Below are 22,021 nucleotides of genomic sequence, written 5' to 3' on the forward strand. Positions count from 1 at the left end.
CTCGTTTTTCAGCCTCCATTCGTGCTCTTCCAACCAAAATACTTCATAAAAGCCGCCTTGGCGACCAAACCTGCCGTTTCTCCTCCATGTCCTCCAAATTCAACCACTCCGGCAAAGGCTACCTGGGGATGGTCATAGGGAGCAAAAGCCACAAAGACCCCGTTGTAGATTTCCCCTGATATTGTATTTTTGGAACCGATCTGAGCGGTACCTGTTTTTGCGCCTCCAGAGTATTCCGGTACATCTGAGAAGAGCCAGTTAGCGGTTCCTTCTCCTTGGGTTACTTCCCGCATCCCCAGCTTGACCTGCTCTAAAACTTCAGGAGACACCGAGACATTGTTCAGGACTTTTGATTCAAACTGTTTAACCGTCTCCCCGGTGAGGGGATCCAAGAGCTTCTCAACCACAAAGGGCTGGAAATGCTTTCCTCCGTTGACCATGGTGGCGACATAATTAGCTAATTGAATAGGAGTATAAGCATTATATCCTTGCCCGATAGAATTGTTATAACTGTCATAGGGCCGCCAATCAAGAGGCTCAGCAGTTCTTAACTTGTATAAATCATTAACCTTTTTAATTTCAGCGTCTTTTTCATTTTGAAGTTGCTGCCGGGTAGCTTCATCAGCAGCTTGCTCCAGTCTGGGAGCATACTCGCTGTCAATCTTAGTCAGGGATTCATCCCGAGATTTAGCTGCATTCTCATGGATATTTGTAAAATAGCTTTTCTTCCATTCCGCTGAAGGGGAAATTCCTTTGGCTTCTCCCGGCAAATCAATGCCGCTTTCGATACCTAAGCCAAATTCCCGGGCGATTCGACCGATAGTTTCCGGGTTTTCGTCAAAAACCCGACGCCCCATAATTTCAAAATAAATATTGGAGGATTTAGCCAAGGCACGGTACAAATTGACCTGACCGAAGTAGTTCCCGCCCCATTCGGCGATTCCTTGTTGTTGAGCACCCAGGCCCCCTAATGAGGATAGTTTATCGTCAATACGTTCATTCGGGGTGGTGAGGTTCATCTGCAAAGCAGACATGGCTGTCACCATTTTAAAAGTAGATCCAGGGGGATACAAACCCGTCAAAGCCCGATTAAGGGAAGCTGCCTGGGAAGCATGTTTGGGGTCTTGGGGCCAATATTTTTCTGCTGTCTCTTCGGAGATTAAGCCAATCAATTCATTAGGGTTCATTCCCGGACGAGAAGTCATGGCTAAGATCTTGCCGGTGTTGACATCCATGACAACTGCTGCCCCGGCATGAGCAGCGGGATTTTCTTTTTGAATATTAGTGATGACTTGATCTAAGGTATCATCGACTATCTTCTGCAGATCAGCGTCGATGGTCAGTTGCACGGTTTTTCCGGCTTGGGCAGGATGGAGTATTTGTTTAGAAACAGGGCGGGCATTGTTATCCACTTCTACCTGTTGTATCCCTTCCTTGCCCCGCAGCCAAAAATCATAGGATTTTTCTACCCCCATCTTACCGACCATATCTCCCTGGGCATATTCAAATCCCGCCGCTTGGGCATCGGGATTTTTATTAAATTGGGTTATTTCCGGATCGGAGATTTCTCGGACATAGCCTAAGAGCTGGCCTAATAAGGTAGCTTGCGGGTAATCCCGAACAGGAATAGCATCCACACTTACGCCGGGGAGTTCCTCCTGGTGTTCCGCAATGACGGCCTGAAGTTCGGGGACAACCTCATCAAGGATGATAACCGGGCGATAACGTTCCCATTGGTGATTCTGAATATTAGCCAGAATATCTTCAGTGATGGACTCGACGCTTTGATTGGCATTGGGCCAATAGGGTTTAATATACTCGGCTAATTTTCTGACCACATCTATCCAATTACTGCTCTTAGCTTGTTGTAAATCCATCCAATCCAAGTGAAGAACGAACTGCGGAACACTGGTTACCAGAAGGGTTCCGTTTCTATCCACAATATCTCCCCGGGTAGGAGGTACCTTAACCAGCTTCATAACATTGCCCTTGGCCATAGCTGTATAATAGGAACCTTGGGCGATTTGCAGCCGCCAGAGGTTAAAGCCGAGAATTAAGAAAACAAGAATAACCACTGCGCCTAGACTCCAGAGACGATACATGTAGGGTTTGCGTTCTTTGTCATCCATTCGTTTGGCTCCTTTCTCGATTTCGGGAGAAGGTTGGGGGGACTTTTCTGGGTCCAATTTTGGATACTATTTGGGGTCCTTTTCTGGGGAGGGATCGCGTCACACTTGCTCTGCCATGCGGTCATCGTACCAAACTAGGGCTTTAATCCGTTATGCATGAGAGCAGGGTTCCCGGCCAAAGCGGCGTCCCTGTCGCATGGCCGGCGGGAAACGTCCTGTTTCCCGCCCTGCTTGATGCAAGCGGATTAAAGCCGAGTTTGGCTACGATTCCCGCATAGGCGTCGCGTCGTGTGATCGCGACCCTCTCTGGGTTTGGGGGACGAAGGGGAACGAAACCTGGGAACGGGGGTACGAGAAGCTTTCCCTGCATACTCCCATATACGCCTTTACATCAAAGAGGGTAAACAGCCTCGATAGCAAGGGGACGGTCCTCTTACCTCCCACCGCTTCCTCTCATAAACGCCTTTGCTTCAAAGACGCAAACAGCCTCTAAGATATCGTCCAAGCTCTCGTCATTCTGAGCCCCCGTCGTTCCAAGCCTTAGTCGTTCTAAGCCACCGTCGACCCCCTACCTAAGCCAGAGGAAGTTTCTTAGCTTAAGGAGCACTTTAGTGGAATCGCGTCAATGAGCGCAGGCGATAAGGCGTGAAGAAACGCAACGGTTCACATGCAGAAAAGCCCGGAGGTTTTGCGTTTTAGCCTTAGCGGCAAGTGAATAGCACGATAGTGTCCGGTGGACACTATCGCCGGAGGCGCAGCGCCATAGAGGAATACTTTCGCGCCGTAGGAGTGTGCGACTGGGCTAAGAAAGTTCCTCACTAACGTTCATATCTCGGGCGATACCTTAACCAGCCCCTTACAAAGGACTGATGAATCCAAGGGTAAGTTAAGGGTACTAAGATGGCGTTATATAAGGAGACTCCTATGACCAGTCGGCCCAGGTCCGCCAGAGACCAATGGAGTCCGGCACCTAAGCTTAAAAAAGCCACTAAGATCTGCCCCACTGCGGTGACGATAAACACCATGAAGGTAGTCAAAGGAAAGTTTTCTCTATACCAACGTTCGGCCAGCCAATAGCTTAAAAAGGCGACCACCGTAAGGGTCAGAGTGTACATTCCGATGTAACGGCCTAAATATAGGTCTTCTAACAAGCCCGCAGCCACACCCCAGATTAAACCTGAGTGAAGTCTATGATGCATGGCTATATAGATGGTTAAAAGCATGAGTAAATCAGGCTTGATCCCTGACCAAGACCAAAAGTGAAAGAGTGTGCCCGGTAAAATCAGGCTTAATAAGAACATTACCGCGATCAAAATATAACGCACTATTATTCACCACCCATTTTTACGATGTAAACCTCTTCAAGAGAGTCAAAATTGACCAGTGGTTGAATATAGGCCGTCTTCAATAAACCTGAAGGATCTAATTGGATTTCCTTAACCTGCCCCACGGGAACGTCTTTAGGGTAAACCCCTCCCAGCCCGGAGGTCAGTACTAAGTCTCCAGCATTAACACTATCATCTCTGCGAAAAAGCATTTGTAGATTACCTTGTGAGGTCAGGCGAGAGCCTCGTGTATAGTTCCCTTGTACGATTCCAAAGGTACCGGTACCGGTGCTGCCCCCTACCTTGGCGCTGACTTGCCCTTCCCCATCGAGGATCAATAAGACTTCCGAGGTGGTTGGGGTAACGGATACGATTTTCCCCACAATTCCCAAATCCCCAATAACCGGGCAATTAATGGCCACCCCATCTTGAGTGCCGCGATTTAAGGTTAAAGTACGATACCAGGTTGTTGGATTACGGTTAATGACACTGGCTCCAACCTTTTCAAATTTATCCAGGGTCGGACTGCGAAATTGACCTTGGTCCAGCTCGTTATAACGCATCCCGGCCAAGATTTCTGTTTTCAGCTTAAGGTTATCTCCGGTCAACTGGTCAACCTTCTTAAGGAGTTCCTCATTTTCTTTGGCGACTTCCTCAAAGTCCCAGATTGCCCTGGTATTATCTCTTATTGCATTCCCTATTTGGAGAATAGGGGATTCTAAGGGACTAAAAACTCGCTGCATAACTCCCCCAACAGGATTAGGGAAATTGCTCCCCAACCCTGTGAAGCGGATTGCTATCAATACCCCCAACAAGAGAAAGAAAACGAGAACCGCAATTCCCGTTACATTTACTCTTTTCCTCACCATAATTCCTCCCCGCTTTTTTTAGCTCTTTTGCGAGGCGGCGATTCTACGAAGGATTTCAGCATGTTCTAAGACATTTCCTGTGCCAATAGCGACACAGGACAAAGGATCCTCCGCTATGTGGACAGCAATACCCGTTTCTTCTGAGATTAGTCGATCGAGATTACGTAATAATGACCCACCGCCTGCCATCATTATGCCCCGATCCATGATGTCGGATGATAATTCTGGTGGAGTCTTTTCTAAACAGGATTTCACGGCATCTACGATTGCCATGACCGGCTCCTGAAGAGCTTCCTGAATTTCTTCCGAAGTTACTTCGATGGTTTTTGGAAGTCCTGTCAGCAAATCCCGTCCCCGGACAGTGTACATTCCTTTTTCCGCTTTGTAAGCATAGCCGATTTCGAATTTAAGGGTTTCAGCAGTCCGATAACCGACCATTAAATTATAGCGTCGTTTTATGTGGGCAATGATGGCATCATCCATCTCATCCCCAGCTACACGAATTGAACGGCTGGTTACAATTCCCCCTAAGGAAATTACAGCAACTTCTGTTGTCCCGCCACCAATATCCACGATCATATTTCCTGTCGGTTCACTGACCGGGAGTCCGGCACCGATGGCCGCTGCCATAGGCTCTTCTAAAATTATGGGATCTTTGGCTCCGGCAGCCATAGCCGCTTCTTTGACTGCCCGTTCTTCCACAGGAGTGACTCCCGAGGGTACGCAGATAACCACCCGAGGGCGGATAAAGGGATGCTCCGTTCCTAAAGCTCTGCTGATAAAATACTTGAGCATTTTTTGAGTTACGTTAAAATCAGAGATAACTCCATCTTTTAAGGGGCGAATTGCCACGATGTTGCTGGGTGTCCGGCCAATCATTTCCTTGGCACTGTCTCCCACAGCCATGGGGGTCTTCGTGCTTATGTCCATAGCCACTACTGAGGGTTCCCGTACCACAATCCCTCTCCCCTTGGCATGAACTACTGTATTCGCAGTTCCTAAATCTATACCTAAATCCTTGCTAAAAAAATTAAACATGGTGTTATTACTCCCTCCGTATTCGTGGTTCGTAGTTAGTGGTTCGTGGTTCGATATTGAAGCGAACAAAGTTCGCACAGAAATTTAGGCTAGAAAGTCTATTCCGTCCTTCGATTCGTAGAATCGATTCAGAGATCGTACCACGAATATCGAACCACGAACCACGCTATAGGATTCCCCGTTCTTTTAAGCTAATATAGCGATTATCCCCGATAATCACGTGATCTAATACTTCAATTCCAAGTATCTTTCCCCCATCTGCCAAGCGACGGGTTACTTCAATATCTTCTTGACTAGGGGTCGGATCTCCACTGGGGTGATTGTGCAATAAAATAATGGCGTTAGAGTTGCGCCGTATTGCCTCTTTGAAACATTCCCTCGGATGCACCAGGGATGAATTAAGCGATCCTATTGAAACCGAGCTGATCCCCAACACATGATTTTTGGTTGAGAGGGACACTACCCGAAAATGTTCACGATCAAGGTACCTCATTTCTTCCATAACAATATGAGCGACATCTTGAGGAGAGTTGACCACCGGTCTGGACAGTGGGTCCACTGAAACTGAACGACGCCCTAATTCCAGGGCCGCCTTTACTTCTGCGGATTTCGCCCGTCCTAAGCCATGAATTTGTGCTAACTCATGAACCGTCAGTTTTCCCAGACCCGCAAGCCCACCAACACTGGCCAAGATTCGTTCTGCTAAGGTTAAAACATTTTCACCCTTAATACCTGTCCGTAAGAGAATGGCCAGAACTTCATGATTTGATAAGGCCTCAGGCCCTAACTGACAAAGTCGTTCACGGGGTAAAAGCTCCACCGGCAAATCCTTCAAACGCCGATAATCCATCATCCACCTCGCGTGAGGTGATGTTTGTCTGCTCAATCCCCCACGTCTTAAGCTGTTCCGAGAGATATTCCATTGGTAAGCCAATGACGTTTGTCAGGGAACCTTCTATGGAAGTTACGAATTTCCCGGCTTCTCCCTGAATTCCATATGAGCCTGCCTTATCCATCGGTTCTCCACCGGCTATGTAGGCTTTTATTTCATCCACACCAAGTAGGCGAAAATTTACGACAGTTTCAATCACATCAGCAACAAGTTTTCCGGATCCGGAGATTAAGGCTACGCCGGTTAGAACTTTATGAGTACGACCGCTCAATCTTAGGAGCATCTCCTCTGCTTCCAGAGCAGAGCCGGGTTTGCCTAAAATACAGGAATCGAGAACGACCATTGTATCTGCGCCCATTATTACATCCTGCTTGTCCCCTCCAAGCTCCAGCCAATTGGTTAATCCCGCTTTAGCCTTGCGTTCAGCTAAGAGTTTAACCCCTATGAACGGAGAAATGCCTTCTTCCAGTTCTTCTGAGACAGAAGCCTGAACCGTTTCAAAAACGTATCCTCCCTGACCTAGCAATAAAGATCTTCGTGGAGATGAAGAAGCAAGTACGAGCATGTGTTACACCTTCCTTGATAGGATATACCCTCCCATAGCCCCTAAGAGCGTTGCAATCGTAATACTTATGCGACAGCCAAAGGAAAGCGAGAGAAAAAAGAAATCTACGTAGGTGTGTGAAGGTATGTCAATGACAGCAGGCCGTAAAAACGGAGCAAAAAGCCCGTATTTATCCAAGCCAAACCCAACCAAAGTTCCCAGGGCCGCCCCAATCATGATCAGCAAAAGGGCTCTACCAGTCCCTGAGGAATTCCGTCCAACTGCCATTATTTTCTTCCCCCTCCGTTACGTAGCAAGTCTGCATAATTAATCTAGTTTATCTTCTCTTAGCTCATAATAAGTGTAGCATCTTAACATGTACTAAGCAAGTTCGACACGGTTCTTCATTTGGTTTTAGTTTCGCAATTTGGCGGTTGCTTCTCAGGCAAAGGAGAGCGGTTCTTTTAAGTCAGGATACGGTTTTTTGGGCTTGATTTTTGGGGGTTTCGTGAAAGTAAGGAGCGAATTGCCCGTTCACACTCGTTGCGTTTGTTCGCTCTTTGGATGCTGAAGGAATTGCGCCAACCTCTGGGCTGCACAAGATGTGAACCCGGGCGTAATTAGCCCTTCAGCATCGGCATTCGCTTTACCGCAAACTTCACTAAAGTGTTCTCTTGGCAATTGGCTCCTTAATTTCTAGTCTGTGGGGGGCTGAGGATGGACATTAGGGCGTGCGGAGCAGGTCTGGGGGGGGGCCTAACGACTGTAAGCGATTCTTCTAAGTCAGGGAAACGGTTCTTGGGGCTGGATTTTGGGGTTTTTGTGAAATTAAGGAGCAAATTGCCCGTTCACACTCGTTGCGTTTCCTCGCTCTTTGGATGCTGAAGGAATTGCGCCAACCTCTGGGCTGCGCAAGATGTGAACCCGGGCGCAATTAGCCCTTCAGCATCGGCATTCGCTTTATCGCAAACTTCACTAAAGTGTTCTCTTGGCAATTGGCTCCTTAATTTCTGGTCTGTGGGGGCCGAGGATGGACATTAGGGCGTGTGAAGCTGGTCGGAGGGGTCATTCTACTGAGGCGGTTAGTTTTAAGCCAAGGAAGGGCGGTTTTTCTCAGTCAGAGAGGGGTTCTTAAGGCTCGATTATAGGGTATTTGTTTTATTTTTGTCCCTAATTTCAAAAATCTTAGCAAATCCCCATCTATACGGATGATATATAATATAAGAAAACGCTAAGGCCCACATGCTATACTTCGATCTTACAGAAAGATCGGTAAGAAAATAAAAATACAAGCCACTCAAATATATGGTAGCTGATGTAACTAACTTAGCAATCAATTTGGCCTTTAGATACGATGGCTTACTATTAATGCTATAGGATAATGAAAACGTTGGTTTTAGTTTTTGAACTACTGTTTGAACTACTGCAGCTAATAAAAAGATAGTCGCTATCATAAATATAGTTTTTATAGTATTCAAATTGTCAAACCTAATGCTTTCCTCTAAAGACATTATATCCCACCTCCTCCACCTATCTTATCATCGAATAAACAATTATTAAAACAACAACTAAGAAGAGGAATGTGCAATGATAAACCTTTACGATCCCTTTCGCGTGTCTTAATTTGAAGTTGGTTAAGACAGTGGAGGATTCTTTCATTGATATTTAGGGGTTGGTGAAAGCAAGGAGAGTGAAACATGGTATTACCCAAAATATCAAAAACCCTTATTTTTATTATAATAGGTATCTTCTTAAGTATTAGTTTTTTCTTCTTAGGAACCCCTTGGGGATATCTAGAATATAAAATCAAATTTCAAGAGTACCTGAAGGATAAGTATAAGAAAGAGTTCATTATTAAGAAGATATCTTATACTTTTATACATGGAGGACTCTATGACGCAGAAGCTTATGAAATAAATCAACCCGACATAAGTTTTTATGTCGGGCAAGATTACAGAACGAAAGCTATTGAAGATGGTTATTATTATACCATGTGGCATTATCAAGCGAATGCAGATTTAGCTCCAATTATAGAAAGTCTCTATCCAGACAGCAAGTATTCCATTGAAGTTTTCTCTAATGCTGATAGATCTATTTTTGAGGGATCTGAAATGCCTAATTACAAAAAGGTTACAACTCTAATCCTAGGGATTTCCTTGGCTAATGTTGAATTCACTGATGAAAATGCCTTAAACGAGGTTGAAAAGGTAAAGTATTTATTAACCACACTTAAAGATCAAAATCTAAAACTTAGTGATTTTGGTTTGCACTATAAAAATAAGGCTATGATTCTGCACTCTCAAGACATTGATTTAATCCATAATGTTAATAATCCGACAAATTATTTGGTTGATTATAGATAAGTTACGTAAGTTACATAAATTTCAAAATCCTTAGATCTAAATTTGGCGGATGATGACAAAGGATATTACTAGTTCATGGGGGCTCATGACGAGCTCAGAGTCGAGTGAGTGAGTGTCCGCGACGCATCCCACCGTTTCCCTGAAGGGGGAACGAACGATACACTCTTACCTCAAACCCCTTCTAAAGCCATAAGAAGACCGCGCCCCAAATCCCCGACCAAAGTCCGCGATCCCAAACCCCCGTCTCCCCCAAGCTTCAGAGGGTCGCCATCACACGCAGCGACGCCTTTGCGCGAGTCGTAGCCAAACTCGGCTTTAATCCGCTTTCATCCAGCAGGGCGGGAAACAGGACGTTTCCCGCCGGCCATGCGACAGGGTCACCTCCCGCCGTCCATGGCTCCGGTGACACTTGGCCATCCATGGCCGGCGGACGTCGCTTTGGCCGGGGACCCTGCTCTCATCCATAACGGATTAAAGCCCTAGTTTGGCACGACGACCGCATGGCCGAGTAAGTGTCACGCGAACCCTCCCTTTACTTCAACAACTCCACCCCGGCAATTCCCGGTCTGGTCATCTCATAAGGGTTTAAGATCAGATCAAGTTCCTCTTTGGTCAAAATACCTCTTTCCAAAACAAGCTCTGCAACCGGCCGACCGTAAAGAAGGGCCTCTTTGGCGACGGTTGAAGCAACTTCATAGCCGACATGAGGGTTAATTGCTGTAACCAAGCCCACACTGTTTTCCACCATCACTCGGCAGCGCTCTTCATTGGCTGTGATTCCTGAAATGCAGCGGTCACGAAAGACCCGAATCACATTACGCAGAATGTCTAAGGATTGGAGGAGATTGAAGACGACGACGGGTTCCATCACATTGAGTTCAAGTTGCCCGGCACCACAGGCTAAGCCGATGGTGAAGTCATTCCCTTGAACCTGAAAGGCTACTTGATTGACCACTTCAGCAATTACCGGATTAACTTTTCCCGGCATGATGGATGAACCAGGCTGCATTGGCGGCAAATTAAGCTCATTAAACCCGGTCCGCGGCCCGGAGGCCATGAGACGCAGATCATTAGCAATTTTCGAAAGGTTGACAGCCAAAGTCCTTAGAGAACCTGAAACCTCCATGAATGCATCTGTGTTCTGAGTAGCATCCACCAGATCTTCAGCAAGCCGCAAAGGCAAACCCGTCCATTCTTGCATCAGCTCCGTCACTTTTTCAATATATCGAGGATCCGCATTTAAGCCGGTGCCAACAGCTGTAGCTCCCATGTTTATAACTTCCAAAGATTTAATGGCTGCTTTAATTCTATTAAGATCTCTGCCCAACATATGGGAATATGCTCCAAACTCTTGGCCTAAACGAATAGGGACAGCATCTTGGAGATGGGTTCTTCCCATCTTAATGACACCGTCAAATTCTTGAGCCTTATCTTCAAAAGTCTGACGCAATTCGTCCAAGACCGTAAGCAAATCATGAGCTACATTCAAACAAGCGATGCGGATTGTGGTGGGGAAGACATCATTCGTACTTTGGGCCATATTCACATGAGTGTTGGGGTGGACTCTAAAATACTCGCCCTTTTGACCGCCAATAATTTCAATAGCGCGATTCGCAATGACTTCATTGGCATTCATATTAAAAGACGTACCCGCTCCGCCCTGAATTACGTCTACCACAAATTGCTCTTGTAACCTGCCCCCTACCAATTCCTTGGATGCTGCGATTATGGCATTTCCAATCGTAGGACTTAGTGCGCCAATATGCATATTTGCTTCCGCCGCCGCACCTTTGACCATTCCGATAGCCCGAATTAATTCTCGATGAGGGTGATACCCGGTAATAGGAAAATTCTCCTTAGCTCGGAGTGTTTGAATACCGTAATACACGTCATCAGGGACGTCATGAACTCCAATCAAATCCTTTTCTTGCCGCATATCATATCTCTCCTCATTAGTTTCATTAGTTTTCTGAAAGTTTGGGGTCAAAGGAGGCATTGCTTTCTGGTCGACCGGGCTGGTTTTGTATGTCTGTTTGGGCGGGAAATTAAGGGGAAATTGCACGTTCACACACGTTACGTTCCCTCGCTCGTTGGATGGTGAAGGAATTGCGCCAACCTCTGGGCGGCTCAATGATGTGAACCCGGGCGCAATAATCCCTTCACCATCTCACTCGCTTTACCGTGAACTCCACTAAAGTGTTCACTTTGCAATTGCCCCTTAATTTCTGGTCTGAGGGGGGCGGGGACGGGGACAGGAGCGGAGGAGGGAAATCCGAGCTGCACTCCACCGTTTCCACAAAGGGGAAACGAACGATTCACTCTTACCTCAAACGCACTCTAAAGCCAGAAGGAGACCGCGACCCCAATCTCCGACCAAAGTCCGCGATCCAAAATCCCCGTCTCCCCCAAGCTTCAGAGGGTCGCGATCACACGCAGCGACGCCTTTGCGCGAGTCGTAGCCAAACTCAGCTTTAATCCGCTTTCATCCCCGGGTGAAAATCCCAGCCGTCTCCCACCGTTTCCCCAAAGGGGGAACGAACGATTCACTCTAACCTCAAACCCACTCTAAAGCCAGAAGAAGACCGCGACCCCAATCCCAGACCAAAGTCCGCGCGCTCAAATCCCCGTCTCCCCCCAGGCTTCAGAGGGTCGCGATCACACGCAGCGACGCCTTTGCGCGAGTCGTAGCCAAACTTGGCTTTAATCCGCTTTCATCCAGCAGGGCGGGAAACAGGACGTTTCCCGCCGGCCATGCGGCACGGACGCCGCTTTGGCCGGGAACCCTGCCCGCTTGCATAACGGATTAAAGCCCTAGTTTGGCACGACGAGCGCATGGCCGAGTCAGTGTGACGCGTCCCTCCCCATCCAAATCGTCCAATTAATCGCATCCAACAAAGCCTGAGCACTGGCCCTCAAAATATTCTTCGACACCCCAATGGTCCCCCAAACATCATTCCCCAAACGAGTATCAATAATAACCCGCACAATAGCTTCTGTTCCATGAGCTCCGTCTAATACTCTAACCTTATAGTTGACAAGTTCGCTTTCCTCCAAGATCGGGAAAAACTTGGCTAAAGCTTGACGTAATGCAGTATCTAAAGCGTTTACCGGGCCGTTGCCTTCGGAAGCGATTTGCACGGTTTCCTCTCCGACTTTGACTTTAACGACAGCGACAGAATCCAGTTCTCCTCGCAAGGGGTCACTCCAGACATGATAATCCAGTACCTCGAACATTGGAGTTGTCAGTTTTCCCAGAGTACGCAGAAGGAGTAAATCCAGGCTGCCTTCTGCCGCTTCAAACTGGAATCCGCTATGCTCTAATTCTTTGATTTCATTCATGGCAATTTCCACGCGAGGATCATCTTTGCGCATGTCAGGCTCGAACCGGCATAACCTTTCCAGGATATTAGCTTTCCCCGCTTGGTCTGAAATTAATATACGACGTTCATTGCCGACATCGGCGGGATCCATGTGTTCAAAGGTGCGCTGGTTTTTAAGAATTGCATCCACATGCATTCCGGCTTTATGAGCAAAGGCACTTCTTCCTACAAAGGGTTGCTTCTCATCAAAAGGTGCGTTGGTTAATTCTGCAACATAGCGGGAAAAGGGAGTGATCTTGAGCAGAGCTGCATCTGATACCACCTCATATTTTCCTGTGAGCTGAAGCAAGGGAATTAAGGTACTTAAATTGGCATTCCCGCAGCGCTCTCCAAATCCATTCCAGGTTCCCTGAATTTGAGCAACTCCGTTTTCCACAGCAATCAGAGAGTTAGCAACAGCAAGTCCCCGATCATTATGGACATGAATCCCCAGTTCCTGGGGGGAGAGTTCCTGCTTGACTGCTCTTACCCCCGCTGCAATTTCTTCCGGAAGGCTGCCTCCATTGGTGTCACATAAAACAATAGTCTTGGCCCCGCCTTCCAGGGCAGCAGCAATACACTTCAGTGCATACTCAGGGTTTTCCTTAAATCCGTCAAAAAAGTGTTCCGCGTCAAAGAAGACTTCTCTTCCTTGTTGCAGTAAAAAGGATACTGACTCGCGAATGATGCGAAGGTTCTCTTCCAGAGTTGTCCTCAAGACATCTCGCACATGTAAATCCCAGGATTTGCCGAAGATTGCGATAGTTTTGGCTCCCGAGGCCAGCAATTTCAGCAAGATATCGCTCTTATCCGGGGGCTCCGAAACCTTACATGTACTACCAAAGGCAACGATATTGACCAGCGGGGATTGGAGCTTGGAGCACTGTTGAAAGAATTCTTCATCCCGAGGGTTTGCCCCGGGCCAACCGGCCTCCACATATAAATTTCCCATATCCTCGATTCGTTTCACATAACTCAGCTTATCTTGAGTCGAGAAATGAATGCCTTCCCCCTGAGCCCCATCTCTCAAAGTTGTATCATAAATAGTGATCTTTTTCTTCCCTTGGTCTCGATTCATTGTTCTCCTCCTCTTATTTTTCCAGCCCAACCTATTAATAAAGTGTTGCATTAACTTTAGTCAATAAGGTTGTTACACCAAAGCTGCATAATAATGTACTCGCTTAAATAACTTAGTAGAAAATAATACTCAAAAGCCCCATAACGAGTTCCTAAGAACTTGCCACGGGGCTTTTTTCCCACACGGTGTAGCTGGTGCTTTTCCAACCTGTATCGCTCGGTCCAGACCCCTGCGGCGGAACCCTAGATACACTTCTTATGTTGCTATTATACGACAGATGTACTTTGTGGTACAACAGTATCTCGAATTAATAGCACCTTTGCCCGCAAACATTGAAGGTTAGTACTTCAAGGTTTACAGCTAAGTCAACATTCCGAAGTTCAATCTCCGGAGGAACGTTCAAGACAACAGGAGCAAAGTTCAAAATGGCTGATACTCCGGCCTTAATTAGTTTATCAACGGTTTCCTGAGCAACTGATGCAGGCACGGCAACAATTCCGATCTGAGTATTATTTTGTTTTACAACTGTTTCTAATTGTTCAATAGGAAGTACTTCTACGTCTTCGATTTTAGTTCCGATTTTTTTAGGATCTGCGTCAAAAATACTTGTGATAACAAAGCCACGATCTCTGAACCCTTTATATGTACTCAACGCCAAGCCTAAGTTTCCGACCCCTACTAAGGTTACGCTCCAATCGACACCTAATCCAAGAATTCTCATAATATGTTGGCGAAGATCTTTGACATTATAACCAACGCCTCTGGTACCAAACTCACCAAAGTAGGCTAAGTCTTTCCGTACTTGAGCAGGACTAACGCCGACTCCATCAGCAATTTCCCCTGAAGAAGTGGTTATAATTCCTTTGCGATCGACATCCGTGAGGTGACGTGAGTAAACAGAAAGTCGAATAATTGTTGCTTCTGGAATTTTTAGCGTTTTCAATAATTTCCCCCATTTCTTTGCTGGATTTTGCCTTAAGGTATGTTAATTATAGCACTATCCAAAAAAAACGCAATTTTAATCTTAGGTCTTTTTTCCCATAAAGCTAAATAAATGGATGCCCCTCCACCTATTATTTACCAGAAAACTTATAAATAACCCTCTGAGACTCAAAAAATAATGATAAACCTAGAGCCTTTTGCTCTTCAGGGGTATTTTTGGCACGTAATTGACCATAAAGCTGGTGAAGGCGATCCAGATCAGGCAGTGGGTGTTCCCCGGCTTGAGCTGCCCAGAGCTGTTCTTCCTTTGCTAACACCTCTTGATTAAACCCGGTTTCTAAAATAGTATTGACATTCTTTAAGAGTTCTGCAGTCAGCTGCCCCCCGGTTCCGGCCACCCGAAAGGATCGTTCAGGGAGGGAAATTGGTTTAGGAATCGACAAAAAACCTTTTTCTTCTAAAGCTTGCCTTAACCCCTTTAGCTCATCAGCCGTTCGTCCCAAGCCGATAGCAACCATCCAGGGATCGGCACTTATGACTTCTGCTTTAAAGCCCATGACGATAAGCTGATCTCTGAGGAGTTGAGCATTGTGTTCATTTTGAAACAGCCCTAACTGACAAGTCCAAAATCCCGCTTTAGGCAGAACTAAAACTGTGTCCGGGTTGTTTTTATCTAAAGACTGGACTTGTCTCGGGGCAGTAGCTTCATGACCGGGTTGACTCAGAAGTTCCAAATAGATCTTTCCGATTCCCCAGGTTAATAGCGCTAATGCCATAATTCCTAGAATCAAGACTACAAGTACTTTAAATTGATCGATAATTTTCATTTTCCATTCCCCCTCCGTGCTGCCTAGGACAACTTCTCTACCGGAAGATATGTTGCAGCAGGTGGAAATAGACCTTAGAACGACATAGAAAAGATCTTGGCACGAGGGCTAAGATCTTTTCCAATTGACTATAATTATGTGAGAATAATTAGATAATCCATAATAAGAGCTTCGGAAATACTAGAGGAGTTTAGAAAGTATCGTGTAAAGAAGAGCTGCCAAGAGTGATGTGGTGGGAATAGTTACCACCCAGGCCACAAGCATTTGTTGAGCTACGCCCCAGCGTACGGCAGAAACTCGCTTGGCACTTCCAACTCCCATAATTGATCCCGAAACCACATGAGTAGTGGAGACCGGGAGATGCAGACCTGGGAAAACCGTTGCTGTCCAAATAACAAGCGAGGAAGTCAAATCTGCTGCAAAACCATTAATAGGCTCCAGCTTAAATATTTTCCCTCCCATGGTGCGAATGATTTTCCATCCACCGGCAGCAGTTCCGGCGGCCATAGCCAAAGCACAAGCAAATTTTACCCATAGCGGAGGAGCCAAAACTGCTTGGGATTGCAGTCCTGCCGCAATAAGAGCCATGGTGATAATCCCCATGGATTTCTGAGCATCATTGGAACCGTGGTTAAAGGCCAGCAAACCTGCAGAGAGAATCTGCATTTTTTTAAAGCCGTGATTTAATTTAGAGGGTGAGAAATTCCCAAAAATATTAGAGAGCAATTTCATAATCACAAAGCCCAGGCCCATACCAATGATCGGAGAACAAACTAACGCCGCAAGTATCTTGCCGATACCGTGCCATTGCAAAACACTAAACCCTACTTTAGCCACTGCAGCCCCGGCCATCCCCCCAATCAAGGCATGAGATGAGCTGCTGGGGATTCCAAAATACCAAGTCAGAAGGTTCCAGGCAATTGCACTAAGCAAAGCTGCAATCACAACTTCTTGGGTTACAAACTTGGGAGACACAATGTCTTTGGCAATAGTCTGAGCAACTCCCGTACTATAGAGGGCTCCGACAAGATTAAGAGTTGCGGCGAGCATTACAGCCCGTTTTGGGGACAAAGCTCTGGTCGAAACACTGGTGGCAATGGCATTGGCAGTATCATGAAAACCGTTAATGTAGTCGAAAGCTAAGGCCAGAAATACTACGATAACTAACATAACCCCAAGACTAGTCATATTTCAAGACCACACTTTTGAGAAGATCCGCAATAGATTCACAGTGATCTAGAGTAGATTCAATATGCTCCAGGATTTCTTTCCACTTAATAATCTCAATAGGGTCTTTTTCATACTCGAATAATCTAGCCACCTCTTCACGATAAAGCTTATCACCGGCACTCTCCAAATGATAAATTTCTTCAGCGGCAGCCAGGATATTGGACTTTTTGGAATGTAAATTGCCTAAATAGGAAAAGGCCTGTTGAATCTGTTCTGCAGCCAGCTCAACTAAGTGAACAAGTTCTTGAGCACCCAGTGATGGTTTGCCTGTGCGATAGAGAAGCATGCGTTCTACGGTACCTTCAGCAAAATCAACAATATCATCCAGGACTTGGGCCAGTTCATAGATGTCTTCACGATCTAAGGGTGTGATAAATGTACAGTTGAGACGCTCTAAAATTTGGGTCGTAATGTTGTCTGCTTCGTTTTCGAAGCGATGCATTTGAGCAGCATCTTCTGAGGAAACACACTCTTGCTGCATAATCCCATAAAGTCTCTTAAGAGATTTAGTAATGATTTCTGTACTTTGGGAAAAGAGTTCAAAGAACTTATCTTCTTTTGGTGACAACTTAAACATAATTAACCCCCAGCATAAGAATTGTCAAAACACAGGAAACCTAAGCAACCTCAAAGTTCGAATCCATTACTGTTCAACCTAACCAAGTGCTTGTCTGCATACAGTATTCATATCCCACGGAGTATTATATCAAATATAAAAATCTTTGTGTTAAGTTTATGTTAAATTTTTAACATTGTTTTAATAATTGTCTTAATATACCTCACCAAACAAGAAAATTCGTCCTTGGTATAAGGTCATTAAATAGCAACAATAATTGCTTCTGATGAGTTATTTCTTAAATCTGTTTTAAATGATCAATTAATGCTTGGCGAGCATCTGCCAACATGTAGATTGAACCGGTTACACAAAGCATATCCTTTTCTTCCAGACGCCCCAGGGCAAAAACCACTGCCTCTTTAGGGTCTTCAATGCAGGTTACCGGTCTGCCGAATTGTTCTGCTAAACTCCCTAAGGCCTTCCAGTCTCCTGCCCGAGGAGAGTTGGGCCGGGTGACAATAATTTCATCCGCCATAGGAACCAGCATTTTAACAACTTTTTCCCGCTCCTTGTCCGCCAGCATCCCTAAGCAAAGGATAAGACGATTGCGAGCATAAATGGGGAGAGCCCCTGCTAAGGCTTGAGCTCCATCCACATTATGGGCTCCATCAAGGAGGACTTTAGGAGTTAAAGACAAGAGCTCTAAGCGTCCGATCCATTCTACTTCACGTAAACCGGCATAAATCGCTTCCCTGGGAATATTCACCAAGTGTTCACTCTGCAACACTTCGCAAACTGTCACAGCAGTCGCTGCATTACGGAGTTGATGGGAGCCCATGAGCCTTAAGCGTAACTTGGAATAGATAGAGTGCAAGCCAATAAGGTCGAATTCCTGCTCTAACTCGCCGCTCCATTTGCCTTCCCAGCGAATATCTTCCCCTACTATCCACAAAGGAACCTCCATAGCCTTGGCTTGATCCCGTAAAACTTGAATCACATCCGGGTCTGCGGCGGCAGTAACCACTACAGAGTTAGGCTTGATAATCCCAGCTTTGACCTTGGCAATCTCTACCACATTCGAACCTAAATAATCCATATGATCCATGCCTACATTGGTAATAACGGAGACCAGAGGGCTAACCACATTGGTAGAATCGATTGCCCCTCCCAAGCCCACTTCTATCATGGCATAATCTACATTTTTCTCAGCGAAATAAAGCAATGCTAAAGCTGTACTCACTTCAAATTCCGTGGGGTGCTCAAAGCCTTCGGCAACCATGTCTTCTAAATGGGGACGCACACGACTGATCATCTGAATAACATCTTCTTTGGAAATCATCAGGCCGTTGATCACCATACGCTCCCGATAATCATGCATATGAGGGGAAGTGAAAACTCCAACTTTATACCCTGCTTCCCGCAAAATCCGGGCAATCATTACGGTGGTCGAACCTTTGCCGTTAGTGCCCCCGATATGGACTACACGCAAAGAGCTTTCCGGATTTCCGATTCGTCTCAGCAGTTCTTGGATTCTTCCCAGCCCAAAATTAATACCGAAGGTCGTTAGGTTAGCCAGATACTGTAAGTTCTCTTGATATTCCCGGTCAAGATTGTTTTCAGACATTGCAGCGCGCTCCCCTCCAAATAGTGGCGTTCTCCTTAGCCTTGCTTTAATTCTTTGATTCGTTCTTCTAAGGTGATTTTACGAACTAAAAGAGCTTCCAGCCGTTCACGTTCTTTGGCAACTACCGGAGCAGGTGCTTTATTAGTGAATCCTGGGTTATTTAGTTTGGTTTCTAAAACCTGCTGCTCCTGGATGGCTAGGGAAATTTCTTTTTCTAAGCGGGCAATTTCTTTACCTAAATCCATCATCCCTTTGAGAGGGAGATAGATTTCTACTCCACCCAGAACGGCGCTGGCGGATTGTGAAGGCTTCTCCGGCAGAGATTCAAATAATTCAACACTGGCTCCTCCCGCTAATTTCAAGATGTCAGCCTTGCCGTTTTCCAGTACAGCCCGCTGGTTCTTATCTGCAGCCAGCATGATAATCTCAACCTTTTGCCCCGGGGCTACTTTCATTTCTGCTCGAATGTTGCGAATGGCTTTAATAGCTTCCATAAGCAGGGTCATGTTCCCTTCGGCTACGGTATCTTGATAGGCGGGAATTCCCGGCCAAGACTGAGTCATGATACTTTTTCCTGCCACAGGGAAGTTCTGCCAAATTTCTTCCGTTAAAAATGGCATGAAGGGATGCAAGAGACGCAGAGTTCCTTCGAGAACCTCCAGCAGCACGGATTGAGCAGTGTGCCGGGCCAAGACGTCTTCTTTATTATAGAGCCGGGGTTTGGTCAGCTCGATATACCAATCGCAGAACTCATTCCAGATAAATTCATAGAGCAATCGTCCTGCTTCACCCAGATCAAAATTTTCCAGAGCTTTAGTGACGTTCTCTATAGTGGAGGCATAACGGGTCAAAATCCAGCGGTCAGCTAAAGCCAGCTCGCCACGGGGTCCTTCTTGATAATCTTCTAAGCTCAAGAGCACATAACGTGAGGCATTCCAAATTTTATTAGAGAAGTTTCTGGTGGCCTCCAGCCGTTCCGGATGAAAACGCAGGTCATTTCCCGGTGTGTTTCCGGTGATTAGCATAAAGCGCAGAGTATCTGCACCATACTGTTCGATAACCTCAATGGGATCTACGCCATTGCCTAAGGATTTACTCATCTTACGTCCTTGAGCATCCAAAACCAGTCCATGAATCATGACTTTGGGGAAAGGTACTTCCTTCATGAATTCCATAGCCATAAAGATCATCCGAGCAACCCAAAAGAAAATGATATCTCGTCCCGTAACCAGCACGGAGGTAGGATAGAACTGTTCCAGCTCCGGTGTTTTTTCCGGCCAACCTAAGGTGGAGAAAGGCCAAAGCCCGGAGGAAAACCAAGTATCTAAAACGTCAGGATCTTGTCTTAGATTCTCAGATCCACAGGTCGGACAGCCGGAGGGATCCTCTTTGGCACAGATCTCTGCTCCACACTTTTCACAATACCAAACCGGAATCCGGTGTCCCCACCATAACTGCCGAGATATACACCAATCCCGGATGTTCTCCATCCAGCCCAGGTAGATTTTATCAAAGCGCTCGGGTACAAATTCTAAGCGACCGTCCCGGACAACCTCAATTGCCGGTTTAGCCAAGGGCTCCATTTTAACAAACCATTGTTTACTGACCAGAGGTTCGATAATCGTCGTACAACGATAGCACTCACCTACGGCATGAGCATGGGGATCAATCTTAACCAAAACCCCGGCAGCCTTGAGGTCGGCGACCACCGCTTTACGGGCCTCGAAACGATCCAGCCCTTGATACTTGCCGGCAAACTCGTTCATCTTAGCATCTTTATCCATGACAATTATCTGCGGCAAATTATGACGAAGTCCCATTTCAAAGTCATTGGGATCATGGGCAGGGGTTATTTTCACCGCCCCGGTTCCAAACTCCTGATCTACATAATCATCCGCAATAATCGGGATCTCCCGATCCATAAGGGGTAAGATCAAAGTCTTGCCGATTAAATGCCGATACCGCTCATCCTCGGGATGAACCGCCACCGCCGTATCCCCCAGCATAGTCTCAGGTCGGGTGGTAGCCACCACCAGGGCCTCCTCACTATCTTTTACAGGATAACGTAAATGATACAAATTCCCATCCCGATCATTATGTTCAACTTCAATATCCGAAATCGTCGTATGACATTTTGGACACCAATTGACAATATAATTCCCTCTATAAATCAGTCCCTTGCTATAGAGATCAACAAAAGCTTCTCGAACCGCCTTTGAGCACCCTTCATCCATGGTGAACCGCTCACGTTCCCAGTCACAAGAAGATCCTAACCGCCGGAGCTGCTGGGTTATCCGCCCTCCATACTGGGCCTTCCAATCCCAAACCCGCTCTAAGAACTTCTCTCGTCCCAACTCATGCCGGCTTGTTCCTTCCTTCGCTAACTGCCCCTCAACCTTGGCCTGAGTCGCAATTCCGGCATGATCCGTTCCCGGAACCCAAAGAGTATTAAACCCCTGCATCCGCTTAAAACGAGTCAAAATATCCTGAATCGTACTATCCATGGCATGCCCCAAGTGGAGAGCCCCGGTAACATTCGGAGGAGGCATAACAATACTAAACATCTGCTTGTCTTTATCTACCTCTTCATGGAAAAAGCCATTCTCCTCCCAATACTTATACCATTTACTTTCAACCGAGCTGGAATCATAAGCCGTGGCCATTTCTACTTTAGCAGCTTTATTATTCTCATCCATATATACACGAACTCCTTTCGTTCTAATATCAACTTTCTGATTTAACACCAGTTCTTATATCCACTTTTGAATTGACACTGTATGTAAGTTATCTCTTACTCTCAGTCCCTTACTATAGTCTAACCTAGGATAATGTTGAACAACCCTGAAAAGGCACTCAAGATAATCTTAAGTCCCCATCCTGATTGAGGATCACGTAAACAAGCAAAACAGCAGAAACATTCATGCGCCTTTGCGTCAAAGACGCAAACAGCCTCCCCAGCATAACGTCTCCCATCCCCCGTCGACCCCTAAGCCTAGAGGAAGTTTCTTAGCTTAGGGAGCACTTTAGTGGAATCGCGTCAATGAGCGCAGGCGATAAGGCGTGAAGAAACGCAACGGTTCACATGCAGAAAGCCCAGAGGTTTTGCGTTTTAGCCTTAGCGACAAGGGAATAGCGATGAATCACGTAAGTCTCCAGTGGAGACTTACGCCGGAGGCGCTGCACCATTGACGAATACTTTCGCGCCGTAGGATGTCGCGACTGGGCTAAGACACTTCCTCGCCCTC

At 46.3% G+C, this 22,021-nt stretch carries 17 protein-coding genes; 1 reads left to right on the forward strand and 16 read right to left on the reverse strand.

What is annotated here, in order from left to right; all coding sequences use genetic code 11:
• Positions 1-8 precede the first annotated feature (8 nt).
• The 8 genes from mrdA to DESMER_RS20220 form a co-directional block, all read right to left on the reverse strand.
• A complete protein-coding gene (gene mrdA / locus DESMER_RS20185) occupies positions 9-2,129 on the reverse strand; it encodes a penicillin-binding protein 2 (RefSeq protein ID WP_014904925.1) in 2,121 nt (706 codons plus the stop codon).
• Positions 2,130-2,947: 818 nt separating this feature from the next.
• The gene (gene mreD, locus DESMER_RS20190; protein ID WP_014904926.1) at positions 2,948-3,454 is read right to left on the reverse strand and encodes a rod shape-determining protein MreD; all 507 of its coding nucleotides are present in this window, start codon (positions 3,452-3,454) and stop codon (positions 2,948-2,950) included.
• 2 nt (positions 3,455-3,456) lie between these two features.
• A complete protein-coding gene (gene mreC / locus DESMER_RS20195; RefSeq protein ID WP_014904927.1) occupies positions 3,457-4,323 on the reverse strand; it encodes a rod shape-determining protein MreC in 867 nt (288 codons plus the stop codon).
• Between the two features lie 18 nt (positions 4,324-4,341).
• On the reverse strand, positions 4,342-5,361 hold the full coding sequence (locus DESMER_RS20200; RefSeq protein ID WP_014904928.1) for a rod shape-determining protein: 1,020 nt from the start codon (positions 5,359-5,361) through the stop codon (positions 4,342-4,344).
• Positions 5,362-5,527: 166 nt separating this feature from the next.
• Entirely contained in the window at positions 5,528-6,211 is a 684-nt protein-coding gene (radC, locus tag DESMER_RS20205; protein WP_014904929.1) for a RadC family protein, read from the reverse strand.
• The gene (locus DESMER_RS20210) at positions 6,162-6,818 is read right to left on the reverse strand and encodes a Maf family protein (RefSeq protein WP_014904930.1); all 657 of its coding nucleotides are present in this window, start codon (positions 6,816-6,818) and stop codon (positions 6,162-6,164) included. The genes radC and DESMER_RS20210 overlap by 50 nt, the downstream gene beginning before the upstream one ends.
• Before the next feature lie 3 nt (positions 6,819-6,821).
• The gene (locus DESMER_RS20215) at positions 6,822-7,085 is read right to left on the reverse strand and encodes a DUF4321 domain-containing protein (protein ID WP_014904931.1); all 264 of its coding nucleotides are present in this window, start codon (positions 7,083-7,085) and stop codon (positions 6,822-6,824) included.
• Positions 7,086-7,939: 854 nt separating this feature from the next.
• The gene (locus DESMER_RS20220) at positions 7,940-8,308 is read right to left on the reverse strand and encodes a hypothetical protein (RefSeq protein WP_014904932.1); all 369 of its coding nucleotides are present in this window, start codon (positions 8,306-8,308) and stop codon (positions 7,940-7,942) included.
• A 186-nt stretch (positions 8,309-8,494) separates the two neighbouring features.
• On the opposite strand from DESMER_RS20220, the gene DESMER_RS20225 reads away from it, so the two are divergent.
• Positions 8,495-9,160 (forward strand): hypothetical protein, encoded by a 666-nt coding sequence (locus DESMER_RS20225; protein WP_014904933.1) that lies wholly within the window; start codon positions 8,495-8,497, stop codon positions 9,158-9,160.
• A 532-nt stretch (positions 9,161-9,692) separates the two neighbouring features.
• On the opposite strand, the gene aspA is transcribed toward DESMER_RS20225, so the two are convergent.
• The 8 genes from aspA to DESMER_RS20265 all read right to left on the reverse strand — a co-directional run bounded on the left by aspA (position 9,693) and on the right by DESMER_RS20265 (position 21,472).
• Complete coding sequence (gene aspA / locus DESMER_RS20230; protein ID WP_014904934.1) at positions 9,693-11,096, reverse strand: aspartate ammonia-lyase; 1,404 nt, start codon at positions 11,094-11,096, stop codon at positions 9,693-9,695.
• A gap of 905 nt (positions 11,097-12,001) precedes the next feature.
• On the reverse strand, positions 12,002-13,597 hold the full coding sequence (gene cimA / locus DESMER_RS20235) for a citramalate synthase (RefSeq protein ID WP_014904935.1): 1,596 nt from the start codon (positions 13,595-13,597) through the stop codon (positions 12,002-12,004).
• 307 nt (positions 13,598-13,904) lie between these two features.
• Entirely contained in the window at positions 13,905-14,540 is a 636-nt protein-coding gene (locus DESMER_RS20240; protein WP_014904936.1) for a redox-sensing transcriptional repressor Rex, read from the reverse strand.
• A 130-nt stretch (positions 14,541-14,670) separates the two neighbouring features.
• A complete protein-coding gene (locus DESMER_RS20245) occupies positions 14,671-15,366 on the reverse strand; it encodes an SPOR domain-containing protein (RefSeq protein ID WP_014904937.1) in 696 nt (231 codons plus the stop codon).
• Between the two features lie 180 nt (positions 15,367-15,546).
• Positions 15,547-16,554, reverse strand: coding sequence for an inorganic phosphate transporter (locus DESMER_RS20250; protein ID WP_014904938.1), 1,008 nt, complete (start codon positions 16,552-16,554; stop codon positions 15,547-15,549).
• Positions 16,547-17,173 (reverse strand): DUF47 domain-containing protein, encoded by a 627-nt coding sequence (locus DESMER_RS20255; RefSeq protein WP_014904939.1) that lies wholly within the window; start codon positions 17,171-17,173, stop codon positions 16,547-16,549. The genes DESMER_RS20250 and DESMER_RS20255 overlap by 8 nt, the downstream gene beginning before the upstream one ends.
• Positions 17,174-17,450: 277 nt before the next feature.
• Positions 17,451-18,776, reverse strand: a complete 1,326-nt coding sequence (locus tag DESMER_RS20260) for a bifunctional folylpolyglutamate synthase/dihydrofolate synthase (RefSeq protein ID WP_014904940.1) — start codon at positions 18,774-18,776, stop codon at positions 17,451-17,453.
• 35 nt (positions 18,777-18,811) lie between these two features.
• Positions 18,812-21,472: a valine--tRNA ligase gene (locus DESMER_RS20265; RefSeq protein WP_014904941.1), complete on the reverse strand. Its 2,661-nt coding sequence runs from the start codon at positions 21,470-21,472 to the stop codon at positions 18,812-18,814.
• Positions 21,473-22,021 lie beyond the last annotated feature (549 nt).

The sequence above is a fragment of the Desulfosporosinus meridiei DSM 13257 genome, assembly GCF_000231385.2.
Classification (GTDB): Bacteria; Bacillota; Desulfitobacteriia; order Desulfitobacteriales; family Desulfitobacteriaceae; genus Desulfosporosinus; species Desulfosporosinus meridiei.